This is a genomic window from Micromonospora sp. NPDC051196 (assembly GCF_040682415.1).
Taxonomy (GTDB): domain Bacteria; phylum Actinomycetota; class Actinomycetes; order Mycobacteriales; family Micromonosporaceae; genus Micromonospora.
Map to the genome: position 1 here is coordinate 181,864 of NZ_JBFBAY010000010.1, position 14,321 is coordinate 196,184.

The window sequence follows — 14,321 nt, forward strand, 5'->3', positions numbered from 1 at the left end:
TGGACAGTCCTTGAGCTCGCTGTGTCAACTCGCATAGAAGATGCCCGCTTCGAGGCCGAAGCGGAGGTACTCGTCGAGGCGGGCCAGTAGGTTCGCCTCGCGTTGCGGTGCGAACAGGTGGTTGCCGACACCCATCTCGCTCCCGTTGTCCGCGCCGCGACGGATCTCGTCGGCGGTCGTGACGCGCAGCTGGCAGTAGCCGGGGTCGGCGAAACGCAGGGAGGTGAAGTCGGGTGAGGGCTGGGACACGCAGCGGTACTTCTGCGGGGTCAGCGAGTCCTCGGTGAGGTAGCTGAACCGTACGCAGCCCTCCTGACGGCGTTGCGCGCTGACGGTGCCGAGCACGATCGAGTTGGAGATGTCCACCCGGACGGCGTCGACCGTACCGATCACGGTGCTCTCGTCGAGCTTCAGCGTCCCCACCGCCAGCGCCGTGCCGGCCGGGGCCTCGACGACACTGTCGCGGACGGCGACGGTGGCGCCTTCGACGGCCGTGATCGGGCCGGTCACGCACCGCTCGATCTCGACCGCAGCGAACGGGTGCTCGATGATCAGGCTGGCCGCCGTCGGGCTGCCGGGCCCGTTGTCCGGGGTCCGGGTCAGCCCCGGCACCAGCGTGCAGTGCTTCAGGATCACCTTGCGTACGGCGATGTCGCCGGCGTCCTTGAGCACCAGCGGCCCGCCGCTGATCATGAGCCCGTCCAGCACCACTGTGCCGTCCCTGCCGGGCTTGAGTTCGATCGGGCCGGCGGCGGCCAGCAGCGGCCGGTGCCGGTCGGCGGCACGCAGGACCACGGTCTTCGCGTCGTCGGTGCGCAGCACCGGGGTCTGGGCGTAGCGCCCGTTGTCCTCGATCTCGACGGTGCCACCGCTGGTGACCTGGTCGAGCGCCGTCTGCAGGTCGGGGTCGGCGACCACAGGGCCGTCGGTGGCGTACGGCGACCGGGCGTAGCCGCCACCGATCCGCATCGCGGTCCCGTAGTGGTACGTGGCGACGGCTCGGACGAGCCCGGTGACCGGTTCCGGGAAGTAGACCCGGCCGAGGACGGGGTCGATCGCGATCTCGCCCGATCCGGGCGCGGGCGCGTGGGCCCAGTCGCCGGGCACGTCGGACAGGTCGCAGAAGCGCACCTTGCCCGGTGTGGCGGCGCCGAGCAGCCCGACCAGCAGGCTGCGGTCCTTGCCGTAGTAGGTGTCGGCGTGGGCCTTCAGCCAGCGGCGGGTCAACGGCAGCGGGACGTCGAGCTGGGTGGCGAGGTGAGTGATCTCGTCCTCGGTACGCGGTGCGCCGTACAGCTGCGAGTCGATGCCGAGGGGATGGAACCGGAAGCGGCGCTGCGAGCCGGTGTCGGGCACGAGCGGGCTGCGGGTCAGCTCGACGGCCTCGACGCGCCAGAGGAAGATGCCGACGTTGTGGATGTTGTACCGCCCGGCGCGGGTGGTGATCCGCCGTACCTCGGCGGTGTGGGCGTGGTCGTCGAACGGCGTGCCGATCCACTCCAGCAGGGCGGGGTGCCGCAGATCCGGGGTGCCACCCTTGCCGGGCCGGACGTGGTTCATGTACTGGGTGACGGTCAGCCGTTCGAAGAACTCGACGGCGCGGGCCTTCCAGCCGGTGACGTCGAAGGCGAGCTGCTCGAGCATGGCGGCGGTGCCCTTGCGGCGCCGGTAGGCGATGGTGTTGGCGACCTCGGCGCGTGGTGAGCCGAACGGACCGGCCAGCGGCCGGTAGCCGATGAGGTCGCCGAGGTAGGGCACGGCCCACGCGGCGGCGGTCTCGACGAACTGGTCGTCGTGGAACTGGTCGAGGCTCTCCTCGAGCACGTCGATCTGCCCGGCGATGACCTCGATGAGCTGTGCGAGCTGGCCCGCGTCGCGGGTGCGGTACACCCGGGGCATCAGGTCGTAGAGCCGGGCGACGGTTTCGGGACGGGCGCTCATAGGGGCATCTCCGTGAGCCAGGTCAGCGGATCGGCGGTGAGCAGCAGCAGTTCGGCGCCGTGCACCTGCGACTGCGCCGCCTGGGGGCCGGCGGCGAGCAGCCGGTGCTGGTGGGACTGCGCCGTGCCGAGGTGGAGCAGGTCGAGGTCGACGGCGGCGACGCCGGCGGCCCGGTGCGCGGCGGCGATGATCTCGGACTGCGGCACGGGGCGGGCGAAGTCACGCGCGGCGAAGCCGAAGGAGTCAGTGAGGGTGGCGGCGACTGCGCGCAGCACCTGACTCAGCTCGTACGCGGGGTCGCGGCGCACCTTCATCCGCAGCTGGAAGGGCACCTGCCGGTGGGGTACGACGACGACGACGGGCACCAGCGGGTCGCCGTAGCCGTGCAGCGCGTTGACCAGCCTCGCCCGGACCTGCTGCGGGACGGGGGCACCGCCGGGGCCGGCGACGGTCACCACGATGGTGCGCACGTGGCGTACGGGCAGCACGGCCGCGTGGGCCTTGGCGATGCCGGGGAACGTACGGGAGAAGTCCGCGTAGTCCGTCAGGGACACCGCGCGCCCGAGGGTGGTGGTCGACAGGGGGATGCCGACGCGGGCGTGGTCGGTGGTGTCGGGGTCGGCGCCGCCGACCGCAGGCGCCGGGTTGGTCACCCCGGTCACGCCCAACGGCGGGGCGCCGAGCTGGGTGAGCGCGCCCGCCGGCAGGTTGCCTGCGATGCCGGTTCCCCTGCGGTAGCGGGCGCGTACGTTGTGCTGGCCGGTCGGCACCCGTGCGCCGTGCACCCCGTCGCCGAAGCCGGCTTCGACCCTTCCGGTCGGGGTGTCGGCGGTGATGTAGACGCGTTCGCCGGGCCGGGCCGGGTACAGGCTGGCGGTCTCGGTCCACAGGACGTCGTTGACGCGCAGCTCCAGGGTGGAGCAGGCGCCGGTCGGGTTGTCGGCCTGCACGTAGGTCAGCGGCGCGTGGGTGAGCTCGAACCGCTGGAACGCCTGGGCCGCCTGTCCGTCGCCGAGCAGTTGGTGCACGGTCTCGCCGTGGGTCGCCGCGGCCACGTTCCCGAAGATCAGCACGGTGTCGCGGGCGTGTGGGTGGGCCAGCTGCTGGTGGAAGGTCAGCACGGTGTCCGGTCCGGACCTGCTGGCCGACCGCAGCGTCACGGTTTCGGTCTGCTCGCCCGTGACGAGCAGCCGGCGGCCGGGTTCGAGATCGGTGACGTCGCCGCCGACGGTGACCTGGCTGCCGGACACCGGCGAGGTGTCGGGCTCATCGGCGAGGGTGAGCTGCTCGCTGCCGGCGTACACGGTGCTCTGCCGCACCTTGCCGAAGAACGAGAGGTACTGGCTGTAGGAGCCGTCGAGCTTGACCCGGGTGACTTTCCCGGAGATCGCGAACTCGGCCCGGGACAGCTCGGCGGCGGATGCGACGGTGAAGTGCCGATGCACGGCGCCGTCGCTGAGCACCAGGTGGCTGCCACCCAGGTCCGGGTGGGAGCCGTCGACGTCGATCCGCATGTACCAGGGCTGCGACGGGTAGTCGGCCGGGTCGCCCCAACCGCCGGCGGGCTTGGGCTGGATCCAGTAGGCGGGCCAGTCTGCGCAGTCCTGACAGCCGTAGCTGATCTTGAACTCGTTCGCCATGGACTTCCACAGCGGCGCGTTCCAGCCGAAGACGCTGAGCTTCTTGCGCAGCACGTACGCCGTCAGCGGACCCGCCACGGCCAGCGGTCCCGACCAGGTGACCAGGGTCCGGTCGAGCGTGTCCTGGCGTACGGCGCGGGCGACCGGGCGCACCTCGAACCCGGCTGCGCCGTGGAACAGCAGCAGATCGCCGGGCTTGAGGTTGGCGGCCAGGCCCTGGACGTACAGCGACGTGCGGCCGCTGCCGAGGACCGGCTTGCGCGTCCGCAGCGGGCGCAGCACGTTCCACCGCGGACTGGCCTTGATCGACTCGATCGTCTCGAAGACCTGCTGCTGCTCGCCCGGGCCGGGCACGCTGCGCACCGGGGTGCCGGCGGGAATCGGCACCGACTCGGGCTGCCGCACCCGATGGAACGGCGAGGTCGCGCCCGCCACGGCGGCCGGCGGCGGCGGCTCGACGTGGAACGCGAGGTCGGTGGCGGCGGCGACGCCGGGACGCAGCCGGTAGCCGACCAGCCTGCCCAGCTCCGTCAGCGACTGCCGCTCGGTGGCGGTACGCAGGTAGGACTCCTGTGCGAGCCGCTCGGTGTAGAACGTCAGCACGTCGGCGACGGCGGCGACGCCGTCGAGCAGCGCCATGGTGAAGTCCTCGTCGGCGCGGGTGGTCAGTGCCGCCAGCGCCGGACGACCGGCGGAGGTGAGCCCGTCCTGCAGGCTGGCCCTGAACTGCGCGTAGCCCCCGGGACGGTAGGCGATCTGCGGCAGCGCGGGGCGGTTGAACACCTCGGCCGGGGTGTGGGGCGCGACACCCTGACAGCACCCGCAGGCGCACTGTCTGCTGCTCATCGCCCGCCCCCGAGGGTCAGTTCCAGCACACCGTGCTCCGGGAAGTTCGGGTTGTTGTCCAGGCGGGCGATCTCCAGCCGGCTCATCGGCAGGACGCCGCCGGCCACGCCGCTCACGCCCGGGTCGTGCTGGCGGCGGAATGTGTGCACCTGCACCGAGGTCACGCCGGGCACCGCCTGCGCCGCGGCGTACACCGGGCTCAGGTACACCGGCTGGGCGAAGGTGAGCCGGTCGGCATGGAACAGAGCGGTCAGCGCCTTGAGCAGCTCCCGGCGTACGGCCGAACGGGCGTGGTCCGGCCCGACGCACACGTGCACGCCCAGCTCGATGGGCACGAACCGGGGTGCGTCCAACTCAAGGTCATAACCGGCCAGCCGGTACCGTTCGAGCCGCGCCCGCTGCTGCTGCTCGAACGCCGCATCGACGGGCCGACCGCCGACCCGGTCCACCGTCAGGAACACGGTGTGCCAGCTGCCGGTCCAACGCCAGGTCGCGGCGGCCCGCTGCACCTGCTCGTCACGGACCGCGACCTGCTCCCAGTCGGCGGGGGTCACCGCCCGCTCCTGCACCAGGTATGCCTGTGGCGCGTCGCGGCGGACCTCGTCGCCGCTCTCCGGTTCGTGCCCGCCGGCGGCGGGCAGCGGGTTGGTCACCGCCGTCACCGAGGCGGTCGTCGCGAGATGCACCAGGGCGCCCGCGCCGACATTGCCCGCCACCCCGTTGCCGACCCGGTACGTCGCGGTGAAGGACAGCCCCGGGGTGGGGTTGTTCAGCCGCAGGTACGTGCTGCCGTCGTGTTCCGCCTCGACGGCGAACGTCTCGGCGTCGTCGGCGCTGGCGAGCAGGTCCCAGTGTGGCTGCCAGGTGTGCGTGCCGTCGTCGAGGGTGATCTGCGGCCGGGCGCCGCGCGGCGTCGCCGCGGTCACGGCCGCCGCGGCGACGGGGCGGTCGAGAACGGACAGGGTGTCCGCGTCGGCACGTACCCGCACCACGGTCACCCCGTCGCTGACCGACCACTCGTCGTGCGCGCCGCGTACCGTCACCGGGGCCTGCTGGAACGTCACCCCGTGGCTGATCAGCCAGTCCTTCACCGTCGTGGTGAAGGTGCGGGCGGCCAGGTCGGTGGCGACCCCGGCGTCGAGATCGGTGGTGACCCGCACCCGGGGGCTGATGTCGACCCGATGCGTCAGCGGCCGGTGGCGCAGCTTCGGCCGGAACCGGGCCGGCACCGCCTTGCGCTGCCCGGTGCCGCACTGCTCGGTGTCGCCGGCGTACACCAGATGCGGCTGCGGGACTTCGCCGAGCTGCTCGGTGGTGCTGCGGCCGTGGTCGGCCACCACGATGTTGCCCCACGCGACACTGACCGGGTCCGGGCCGGCGGCCTTGGCACTGACGCACACCGGGAACGGCAGCCGGTCGGCCGGGTCCCAGGCGATCTCGGTGACCGCGACGGGGTCGCCGTTTGGCGTCGGCAGGAACTGTCCGCCGGACGGGTCACTGGCTGGCTCGACCTTGGTCAGCCGCACCGCGCAGATGTGCGCCGGGTCGGCGTCGGCGGTCTGGCCGTTGCCGGGGCTGCGCACCTCGGCGAGCACGAGGATGTCGCCGGCCTTGAGGTTCGGATGATCACCGGCCAGGGTCGCCGCGATGCTGCCCTCGGGCAGGCAGCACTCGTCGTCGCCCCAGGTGTAGAAGTACAGCTCGTTGTGCGCCTCGTAGAGCACGGACCGGTCGACGGTCTCGAACACCACTGCGCCGGTGCTGACCGCCGCGCGCTCACCGTCGGCGTCGAGCAGCGGCTTGAGCCGATCGACCTTCGAGTAGACCTTCGTGCCCGAGGTCAGGACCACCCCGTTGCCCTCGGCGGTGCAGCGCAGCAGCGCCCGCGCCGAGCAGCCGTCGTGCAGGCGGTAGTCGACCAGGCGGGCGTGGCGGCGCATGGAGATCCTGCTGCGGGCGGTGCCGAGGTAGGCCTCGGTGGCGATGGCGTCCTGCCGGTACGACAGCCGGTCAGCTTCGTAGGCGAGCAGTTCCACCAGCGCGACACCCAGGTCGGCGGGATTGCGCTCGCGCCAGCGCGGCGCGACCAGGCTCAGCCGGTCCAGCAGCATCCGCCGGAAGCTCGCGTAGTCCTTGGCGAGGTAGTCCAGCTGGGGTGCCTGCGCCCGCTGGTCGTTGCAACGGCACCGGTCGCGGCAGTCCCCGGTGGCGTCGCAGTCCACCTTGAAGGTGAACTCGACCTCGTCGAGCACCGGGTCGACGCCGGGTGCCGTCAGGTGCAGGGTGTAGTACGAGAAGTCACCGGTCTGCTCGGTGCGGACCACCAGGACCTGCTGGGGGTCGACCAGCCCGGACACGATGCCCGGGTCCTCCCCCACCGGCAGCGCGGTCGCCGCGACGACCCATTCGACGCCGACGGTGCGGATACGCTCGCCGCCGTCGATGGTGACCTGGTCGGCGGTGATGCCCGAGGCTGCCTTGAGCAGCCGGACGAGCAGCGTACGCTGCCGCGGCCCGGCCGTGGCCACCTCCAGGTACTCGATGCCGTTGAGCTGGCCGGCGGCCTTGACCACGCGCAGCCGCTTGTCCTGGCAGCAGGTGTACCTGGTGTTCATGCCGCCGCCCCCGGGGCGGTGAACTGGTCGGTCCGGCGCTGTCGGGTGCGCCGGATGACGTAGTCGACCGACACTCGCAGCACCCCGTCGTCGCCACTGACCTGCACCGACTCGACCGTGATGAGGTGGCCCAGCCACTGTTGCAGCGAGGCCTGCACGAGAAACTGGGTCGTCGCGGCGAGTTCGAAGCTGCTGGGCTCGAAGGTCAGCGCCAGCAGGCCCGACCCGAAGTCCGGCCGCATCACGCGCTCGCCCGGGCTGGTGAACAGCACCTGCGCGATCATGTCCTTGACGTGGGTGTCGTCGTCCACGGTCCCGGTACGGCCGGTGGCGTCGAAGCGGTACGGGAACCCGACGTTCATGTGGCCACCGCCCGGGGCTGGACCATCACCGGCAGCAGCGGCGAGCCGGTCGAGGCGCACACCGACGCACCGGCCTGCACGGCCACCGGCATGCCCATGACCAGCACTCGGGCCGCGCCGGTGACCCATGTCCCGGTCTGGCAGAACACGCCGCTGGGGGTCAGCGAGCAGCCGGTGACGGCGTACGGCGTACCGACGGTGACGACCGGCTGGCCGTTGACGGTGACCCGCGGGTTCGGGGCGAGCGGGGTGGCGACCCCGGCGTGCGAGCAGAGGATCGCGGCTCCCGCGTGGACGATCGGGCCGGGCATCGTCACACCACCGTCAGTCCGCCGGCGTTGACGTCCACCGGGGTGCCGACGATGCTGACCGCCGGGCCGACCAGGTTGATCATCGCGCCCTTGCCGTTCGTGATGGTGATGCCGGCGTCGGTGACGGCGATCATCGGGACGCCGCGGCAGAAGACCGTCACGCCACCCATGCCGGGGGTGTCGTTGATGACGACGCCGTTGAGCGTCGCGGTCTGCAGGGTGATGCCGGGCACGCCCGGCGGCACGGCCTTGGCCAGCGCGGGTGTCTCGGCGGGGTTGCCCCAGTAGCCGCCGACCCAGATCGGGTGGTCGGGGTTGCCCTGCTCGAACTCGATCCAGACGCCCGCGCCGATGAGCGGCAGCGCGAACGTACCGTTGTTGATGCCGGAGATGGGCACGCACGGCATCGCCCAGGAGGTGGGCACGACGTGCGAGACGTCGGGCACGATCACCTGCAGGCGGCCGATCTGCATCGGGTCGACGTTGTTGGCGACCGTCGCCCGGTACTTGCCGTAGTACTTCTTCGCCGTTGTCGTCATGTCACACCGGTACCTTCGGAATGGTCGACAGCAGGCCGTTGCGGGCCAGCGTGAATGCCTGCCTGTACTCGCCGCGTCTGATCGTGTGCTCCACGGAGGAGACGTAGTAGAGCCCGTCGAACGCCTCGCCGGCGCCGCGTACGCCGACCAGACCGCGTGATCTGAGCACCCGGCCGTAGCGGGCGACGTCCAACGAGCCCTGCCCGAACACCGAGTCGGAGTGCTGCGAGGCGTACGCCAGGCCGCGCATCAGAGCGACCCACGGCTTGAGCTTCGCGTTCTCGTTCAGGAACTTGACCTTCGGGGGCAGCGGCGGTACGACGCCGAGCGGCGGGTTCCACGGGGTGACGTCCGGGATCGGGATCGGAATCGGAGCCTTGGAGTGCTGCTCCTGGGTCCACACGACCGGCAGTTCCTTGCGCTCCTTGTCGAAGGTGAACGACAGCGCCTCGACGTTGCGGTGCGGGGTGTCCAGGTCGAGGTTGAGCGCGGGCTGCGGCGCACCGACGCGGATCTCCGGACCCCAGTACGCCTTGCTGGTCCCGGGCACCGGGCCGGGATCCAGGTAGAAGACGTGGCCGACCTCCTCGGCGAGCTGCCTGAGGTACGCCAGGTCGGTGCCCTGGTGCCGCGGGATCGATTCGATCGGGAGGGGGACGTCCTCGATCAGGCTGGGGACGGTCACCGGGACGACCCCGAACGCCGCGTACTTGGCCAGCACGGTCAGCACCCGCAGCACCGGCGGCATCGCCGGGTACGGAACGCCGTCGAAGTCGATCCAGTCCATCAGGGCCGACAGGTCCTTACCCTTGACGACCAGCATCGGCTCACCGGACGAGTCGCGGACCTCGTGGTTGGTCATCACGCCGTCCATCAGGACCTCGGCCTGCCCCCGGATCGTCACCACGATCACCACTCGCATGATCGGGATGGTGGCGCCGCCGGTCAGCAGGAACAGCGTGTGCAGTGGCGAGCGCCGCGACAGCTTGAAGGTGATCTCGAATCCACTCTGGGTCTGCCCCGAGCCGCACTGGATGCCGACCGTGTCGACGGCCTCCAGGACCTCGCGCGACACCGGGACCGGCACCGCCGGTCCGATCAGCAGGGACAGCCGCACACCGCCGTCAAGCATCCGGCACCCCCGGCATGCCCTCCTGGGTGGTGATGCGCAGCCGGGCCCCGATCGTCGCGGTCAGTTCGTCGGGGTGCGCGGCGGGGTTGCCGTCGGCGATCCGCCACCACAGCTCCGGGTCGCCCAGGTAACGCGCGGACAGGCTGTCCAGGCGGTCACCTTCGACGACGGCGTGCTCGCCGAGCGTGCCGAGCCGGTCCGGCTGCGGCAGCAGCCTCCTGCCCAGGTACGCGACGCCCTCGTGCACCTTGACCGGCGTGCCGGCGTACCGGCTGTTGGGCGGGAAGCTGTTGGCGGGCACGGCGCCGGCCGCGATCAGTGCCTGCAACGGGTCGTAGGTCACGGCATACCCTCCAGCCCGAGTGCCGACAGTGCACCGGCGCCGGCCATGGCGGCCAGCGACTCCTTGTTCTGCAGGTAGTTCATGAACAGCACGCCGCCCTTGTGGGCGAAGCCGACGTCGTCGACCGACAGCACCCGCAGGCCGAGGCTCACCCTGGCCCGGATCGGGTTCAGCGCCGGGTCGAACGCCTCCTCGGCGACGGACAGCTCGGTCAGCCGCACCGGCAGGATGCGGCTGACCGACCAGACGAACAACGTCAGCGGCGCCTCGGCGGGCAGCACCTCGAGCGTGCCGGAGGCGGCGAGCCGGTCGTTGGCCAGCATCGCCGAGCTCTGCGGGAACGCCATCGCCTCCAGCACGGCCAGCTGCGGGTGGATGCCGTGCTTGACGGCGTGGGGGTGCTGATCGGGGTGTTCCAGCTGGTCGGTGGCGTCCAGCACGGCGTCGAGTTTGAGCGTCTCGACGGCGGCCCCGGTGAGCCGCAGCGCCTGCGACCGGTCGCCGTCGCCGCCGGCGGCTTTGATCTGGAACGTGCGGGTGAGGCTGTCCGGGTTGTACTGCAGCGAGATGACCTTGAGCAGTTTGGCGCTGCTCGGGTCGAGCAGCACGATGCCGCCTTTGACCAGCCGCGGCGATCCGGGAAAGGCGCTCATCGCACGGCTCCGTCCTGGGCGGGCGACCCGGAACGTTCCGGCACGATGCTGTGGAAGGCCGACCGCGCGACGCTCTCGGCCAGGCCGGCACTGCCGACGGGACCGGTGAGCCGCACCGGGGTGCCGTCGAGCGCGGCGGCGGCGCCCGCAGTGAACTCGCCCTGGTACGCGGCGGCGAGCCGGGCGAGGGCACGCTGGAGCGCCTCGCGGAACGCCTGCGGGTCGCCCGGGTCGACGTCGTGCAGGATGACCTCACCGATGGTGACGTTGATGGTCATACCCAGCCCCCGATCTCGGTGTCGGTGAGCGTCTTGTCGAGCTTGGCGTACTCGCGGCGGGTCGCGGCGAGTACGTGTGCCATGCCGACCGGCTCGTTCGCGGCCGCGGCGAGGAACGCCGCGCCGAGCGCGATGGTGCGGATGTTGCCACCGGCCAGCTGAAGGCGGCCGAGCAGGCGCCAGTCCAGGCCGGTGGTGGGCACCTTGGGCCCGAACATGCGCTGCCAGATGCGAGCCCGGGCAGCCGGGTCGGGGAACGGGAACGTCACCACGAACCGGATCCGGCGCAGGAACGCCCGGTCGAGTGCGCTTTTGAGGTTGGTCGTCAGGATGGCCAGGCCCCGATGGGTCTCCATGCGCTGCAGCAGGTAGGAGATCTCCAGATTGGCGTAGCGGTCATGGCTGTCGCGGACCTCGCTGCGCTTGCCGAAGATCGCGTCGGCCTCGTCGAAGTGCAGGATCGCGCCGCTGGTGTCGGCGCCGTCGAAGACGCGTTTGAGGTTCTTCTCCGTCTCGCCGATGTACTTGCTGACCACGGCGGACAGGTCGATCCGGTACAGGTCCAGGTCCAGTTCGGCGGCGAGCACCTCGGCGGCCAGCGTCTTGCCGGTGCCGGACTCACCGGTGAACAGGGCCGTCACGCCGAGCCCGCGAGGTGAGCCCATCCCCCATTCCTCGTACACGCGGGTGCGGTGGCGTACCTGGCCGGCGATGTCGCGCAGCGCGCCGAGCGCAGGTTCGGGGAGCACGATGTCGTCCCAGGCCGCGTGCGGCTCGATGCGGTCGGCGAACTCGGTCAGGCCGGACCTGGCCCGGACCCGGCAGGCGTGGTGCAGGCCACCGGGGTCCGGGTCGCGGGCGATGGTCTCGATCGCGGTGACCTCGAACCGGAACGAGGCGGCGATCTCGTCGATGTCGTCGCGGGGCCCGGTCAGCTGCCGCCACAGTGCCCGCTGGTCGGCGATGGTCGGGCTCGGCACGGTGCGTTCGATGTCGGCGGCGAGCGTCCCGGTGACCACGACGTGGTGGCCGAGCTGCGCCACGAACGCCGGTGGCGCGTCGGTGATCAGCGGCAGCGCGCCGAGCAGCGCCACCTCGCGTTCGAGGAGGCGGGCCAGCAGCGCCGCGTCTGCTCCGGCCGCGGGAAGCCGGTCCCCGGGCACGACCAGCAGCAACCGACCGAGTTCGGCGGCGACGTGAGCCGCGACCCGCTCGCGGGTCTGCTCGTCGGCTCCGTCCAGGCGCACCGTCACCCGGCCCGGCCGGCCCGCGACGGCGGCGGCGAGCTGCCCGGCGAGGTCGGCCTGCGCCTGCGTCACCAGTCCTGCCCCGTCCGGCCTGGCCGTGACGATGCCGTCGAGGCGGGCGTCCAGGCAGGTCACCCCGGTGAGATGGTGCAGGACGCGCTCGTCGATCCGCAGCGGCCGGTCGGCCAGCCCGGGTCCGGCCCCGAGGTCGATCAGGCACCAGTGCCGCAGCGGCGCGGCGGGCGCCAGGGCGTCCCAGTGCCCGCCGTCCAGCGCCGACAGGGCAGCGCCGAACGTGGGGCGGGTGAACCTGCTGTCGAGTTCGGCCCCGGCGCACCAGAGCAGCACGTCGCGTTCGAAGCCGGTCAGTCGGAACACCTCGCCGAGCTGCGCGAGCCGGGTGCCTGCGTCGACGCCGGCCTCGGCGGCGGGCCCGCCGCCGAGCCGCGCGTGCAGCCGGTCCAGTTCCGCGATGAGCAGACGCTGGTCAGCGGAGGTCCACAGTTGCGGCTCGGTGCAGGTCATGGCACGGTCACCTGCCGGTCGGCGCGGAACACCGGCGCCGGGCCGCTGTGGTCGACGAAGCGGCTGTCGACGCCGTCGACGCGCAGTCGCAGCGTCGCGGAACCGGCCGGGATCGGCGCGAACTCGGCGTCGACCTGCCCGGTGGGCAGCGTACGGAAACCGACCGTGGCCTGCCCGGAGCCGAGTGCGACAGTGACCGTCTGTTCCGGCCGGACCTGCGGGGTGACGTCGACCTGGACGCTCACCCGCTTGGTCGTAGGGTCACGGACGACGAGCGGGGCGGCCGGTCGGGGTGCGAGCAGCAGAGCCGTGGCAGCCGTGCTGCGCGGCCGGGCCTCACCCTGCGGAATCAGCGTCACGCTGACCTGCCAGACCCCGGCGGGCCAGATCTGGCCGGCGGACTCGGCCGCCGGCAGCGTGAACGTCAACTCGGTGGCCGACGTGTTCGCGCCCACGGTGATCTCGTGCGGGGCAGGGAGCAGCCGGTGTCCCAGGGTGACCTTCGCGGCGGTGCCCGCGAGATGGTGGCCGTGCAGCGTGATCGTCTCGCCGAGTTCAGCGATGTCGGTGCCGTCGGGTGCGGTGGCCGAGTCGACCGCGGGTAGGGGCGCGACCAGTGACGGCTCGACCGCGAGCCGGCGGGTCAGCACCGGCAGCGGGTCGACGGCCGGCGCCACGCCCTGGATGAGGACGACACTGACCTGATATGCCGCGCTGGGCCGGTAGTTCTTCTGCACCGCGGACCAGATCTTCGACATGCCGTCGAAGTCCAGCGGCTCCCAGGTGATCTTCAGGGTCTCGAACTGGTCAGCGAGCCCGGCGTTGGCCGGAGCCTGGAACGGGCCGGGTAGCACGGTCGGATCCAGCGGGCTCAGTTCCAGGGCCTTGCGGATCGCGGCACGGTCGAGGAAGGGCCGCTCGTGCAGCAGGTGCATGCCGTAGCCGAGGAGGATCTCGGCGTGCAGGTCCTCCCGGGCGTAAGCGGTGAGCAGGTAGTGCAGGTCGACGGCGAGCGGCGGATTGGTGAGGCGCCGGCCACCGCTGTCGACGGCCGGCAGGTCCATGTTGTGGTACGCGGGATTGCGGCTCACCCGGTACAGGAACAGGTTGAGCTGCGGCGCCTCCTGCGGGTCGTCGAGTTTGATCAGATCCGGGGCCTTGGCCGTGACCTTGACCGGGCTGCCGACGGCGAGCACGGCGTCGATGAGCCCGTTGTCGAGGACGTTGCGCAGCACCGCGCTGACGGCGCCGATGGCCAGTGCGGTGCTCATCGCGGCCTCCCGTCGTCGCCGCGCAGATACTCGGCCAGGGTCGGCCCTTTCGGCTGGCTCGGCAGGCCCGGGGCCCCGACGGCCGGTGGCGACGGGGCGGGGATCGCCCGGACCTCGATGCGCCCGATGCTGATGTTGACGGCGGGCTGGGCGGCGACGGTGACGGCCTCGGCTCGCGTGTCGCGCCGGTCCGCCGGAGGCGCTCCGGCACGCTGCGCGGCCCGGGTCTGCGTCGTGGCCGGCGGCGTGACCTGCGCGTCCACTCGCGGTCGCAGCCGGCCCGTGTCGCCGCCCTGCGCCTGGCGCACGGTCACTTCGAGGTGATGCACCGCACGATCGTGCGGTGCCGGCTCCTGCGTGGGCTCGCCCCTGGGCGGCCGCTGCAAGGGCTGCGGGCGCTCGATGCGCGCCGCGTCCGGTGTCGGTGCGGCAACCGGCCTGGACGGGACCGGGGTGAAAGCCGGCGGGTGTGGCGGGGCGGACGGCCTCGGGCCGGCGGGGGGCCCCCGCCGGCCCCGGCGCGCCCCCAACGGGGTCTCGGGGGGGGGGGGGGGGTACAGCGGGAGGGGCCGCGCGCGGGGGCATTGGACCAACCCCCGCACCCGCGGGGGGGGACCC

13 protein-coding genes are annotated in these 14,321 nt (G+C 72.1%); all 13 read right to left on the bottom strand.

Annotated features, from left to right (window positions below; all coding sequences use genetic code 11):
- Positions 1 to 24: 24 nt before the first annotated feature.
- The 13 genes from AB0M35_RS20270 to AB0M35_RS20330 are packed head-to-tail and all read right to left on the bottom strand — an operon-like array spanning position 25 to position 14,032.
- On the bottom strand, positions 25 to 1,941 hold the full coding sequence (locus AB0M35_RS20270; protein ID WP_363747093.1) for a hypothetical protein: 1,917 nt from the start codon (positions 1,939 to 1,941) through the stop codon (positions 25 to 27).
- On the bottom strand, positions 1,938 to 4,427 hold the full coding sequence (locus tag AB0M35_RS20275) for a putative baseplate assembly protein (protein WP_363747094.1): 2,490 nt from the start codon (positions 4,425 to 4,427) through the stop codon (positions 1,938 to 1,940). Before AB0M35_RS20275 ends, AB0M35_RS20270 begins: the two co-directional genes overlap by 4 nt.
- Positions 4,424 to 7,042 carry a baseplate J/gp47 family protein gene (locus AB0M35_RS20280; protein WP_363747095.1) on the bottom strand — a complete coding sequence of 873 codons (2,619 nt, stop codon included), beginning with the start codon at positions 7,040 to 7,042 and terminating at the stop codon, positions 4,424 to 4,426. Before AB0M35_RS20280 ends, AB0M35_RS20275 begins: the two co-directional genes overlap by 4 nt.
- Positions 7,039 to 7,404 carry a GPW/gp25 family protein gene (locus AB0M35_RS20285; RefSeq protein WP_363747096.1) on the bottom strand — a complete coding sequence of 122 codons (366 nt, stop codon included), beginning with the start codon at positions 7,402 to 7,404 and terminating at the stop codon, positions 7,039 to 7,041. Before AB0M35_RS20285 ends, AB0M35_RS20280 begins: the two co-directional genes overlap by 4 nt.
- Positions 7,401 to 7,715 carry a hypothetical protein gene (locus AB0M35_RS20290; RefSeq protein ID WP_363747097.1) on the bottom strand — a complete coding sequence of 105 codons (315 nt, stop codon included), beginning with the start codon at positions 7,713 to 7,715 and terminating at the stop codon, positions 7,401 to 7,403. The genes AB0M35_RS20285 and AB0M35_RS20290 overlap by 4 nt, the downstream gene beginning before the upstream one ends.
- A gap of 2 nt (positions 7,716 to 7,717) precedes the next feature.
- Complete coding sequence (locus tag AB0M35_RS20295) at positions 7,718 to 8,254, bottom strand: phage baseplate assembly protein V (protein ID WP_363747098.1); 537 nt, start codon at positions 8,252 to 8,254, stop codon at positions 7,718 to 7,720.
- Between the two features lies 1 nt (position 8,255).
- Positions 8,256 to 9,386 carry a hypothetical protein gene (locus AB0M35_RS20300; RefSeq protein ID WP_363747099.1) on the bottom strand — a complete coding sequence of 377 codons (1,131 nt, stop codon included), beginning with the start codon at positions 9,384 to 9,386 and terminating at the stop codon, positions 8,256 to 8,258.
- Entirely contained in the window at positions 9,379 to 9,729 is a 351-nt protein-coding gene (locus AB0M35_RS20305; RefSeq protein WP_363747100.1) for a LysM domain-containing protein, read from the bottom strand. The genes AB0M35_RS20300 and AB0M35_RS20305 overlap by 8 nt, the downstream gene beginning before the upstream one ends.
- Positions 9,726 to 10,382, bottom strand: coding sequence for a hypothetical protein (locus AB0M35_RS20310; protein WP_363747101.1), 657 nt, complete (start codon positions 10,380 to 10,382; stop codon positions 9,726 to 9,728). Before AB0M35_RS20310 ends, AB0M35_RS20305 begins: the two co-directional genes overlap by 4 nt.
- Positions 10,379 to 10,660: a hypothetical protein gene (locus AB0M35_RS20315; RefSeq protein WP_363747102.1), complete on the bottom strand. Its 282-nt coding sequence runs from the start codon at positions 10,658 to 10,660 to the stop codon at positions 10,379 to 10,381. Before AB0M35_RS20315 ends, AB0M35_RS20310 begins: the two co-directional genes overlap by 4 nt.
- Positions 10,657 to 12,432: an ATP-binding protein gene (locus tag AB0M35_RS20320; RefSeq protein ID WP_363747103.1), complete on the bottom strand. Its 1,776-nt coding sequence runs from the start codon at positions 12,430 to 12,432 to the stop codon at positions 10,657 to 10,659. The genes AB0M35_RS20315 and AB0M35_RS20320 overlap by 4 nt, the downstream gene beginning before the upstream one ends.
- On the bottom strand, positions 12,429 to 13,703 hold the full coding sequence (locus AB0M35_RS20325) for a DUF4255 domain-containing protein (RefSeq protein WP_363747104.1): 1,275 nt from the start codon (positions 13,701 to 13,703) through the stop codon (positions 12,429 to 12,431). The genes AB0M35_RS20320 and AB0M35_RS20325 overlap by 4 nt, the downstream gene beginning before the upstream one ends.
- Entirely contained in the window at positions 13,700 to 14,032 is a 333-nt protein-coding gene (locus AB0M35_RS20330) for a hypothetical protein (protein ID WP_363747105.1), read from the bottom strand. The genes AB0M35_RS20325 and AB0M35_RS20330 overlap by 4 nt, the downstream gene beginning before the upstream one ends.
- Positions 14,033 to 14,321 lie beyond the last annotated feature (289 nt).

Bases quoted from the DNA above. Each gene is read 5' to 3' on its own strand.
- AB0M35_RS20285 (WP_363747096.1), bottom strand. From the start codon at position 7,404: ATGAACGTCGGGTTCCCGTACCGCTTCGACGCCACCGGCCGTACCGGG.
- AB0M35_RS20300 (WP_363747099.1), bottom strand. From the start codon at position 9,386: ATGCTTGACGGCGGTGTGCGGCTGTCCCTGCTGATCGGACCGGCGGTG.
- AB0M35_RS20325 (WP_363747104.1), bottom strand. From the start codon at position 13,703: ATGAGCACCGCACTGGCCATCGGCGCCGTCAGCGCGGTGCTGCGCAAC.
- AB0M35_RS20315 (WP_363747102.1), bottom strand. From the start codon at position 10,660: ATGACCATCAACGTCACCATCGGTGAGGTCATCCTGCACGACGTCGAC.
- AB0M35_RS20270 (WP_363747093.1), bottom strand. From the start codon at position 1,941: ATGAGCGCCCGTCCCGAAACCGTCGCCCGGCTCTACGACCTGATGCCC.
- AB0M35_RS20310 (WP_363747101.1), bottom strand. From the start codon at position 10,382: ATGAGCGCCTTTCCCGGATCGCCGCGGCTGGTCAAAGGCGGCATCGTG.
- AB0M35_RS20290 (WP_363747097.1), bottom strand. From the start codon at position 7,715: ATGCCCGGCCCGATCGTCCACGCGGGAGCCGCGATCCTCTGCTCGCAC.
- AB0M35_RS20275 (WP_363747094.1), bottom strand. From the start codon at position 4,427: ATGAGCAGCAGACAGTGCGCCTGCGGGTGCTGTCAGGGTGTCGCGCCC.
- AB0M35_RS20295 (WP_363747098.1), bottom strand. From the start codon at position 8,254: ATGACGACAACGGCGAAGAAGTACTACGGCAAGTACCGGGCGACGGTC.
- AB0M35_RS20280 (WP_363747095.1), bottom strand. From the start codon at position 7,042: ATGAACACCAGGTACACCTGCTGCCAGGACAAGCGGCTGCGCGTGGTC.
- AB0M35_RS20320 (WP_363747103.1), bottom strand. From the start codon at position 12,432: ATGACCTGCACCGAGCCGCAACTGTGGACCTCCGCTGACCAGCGTCTG.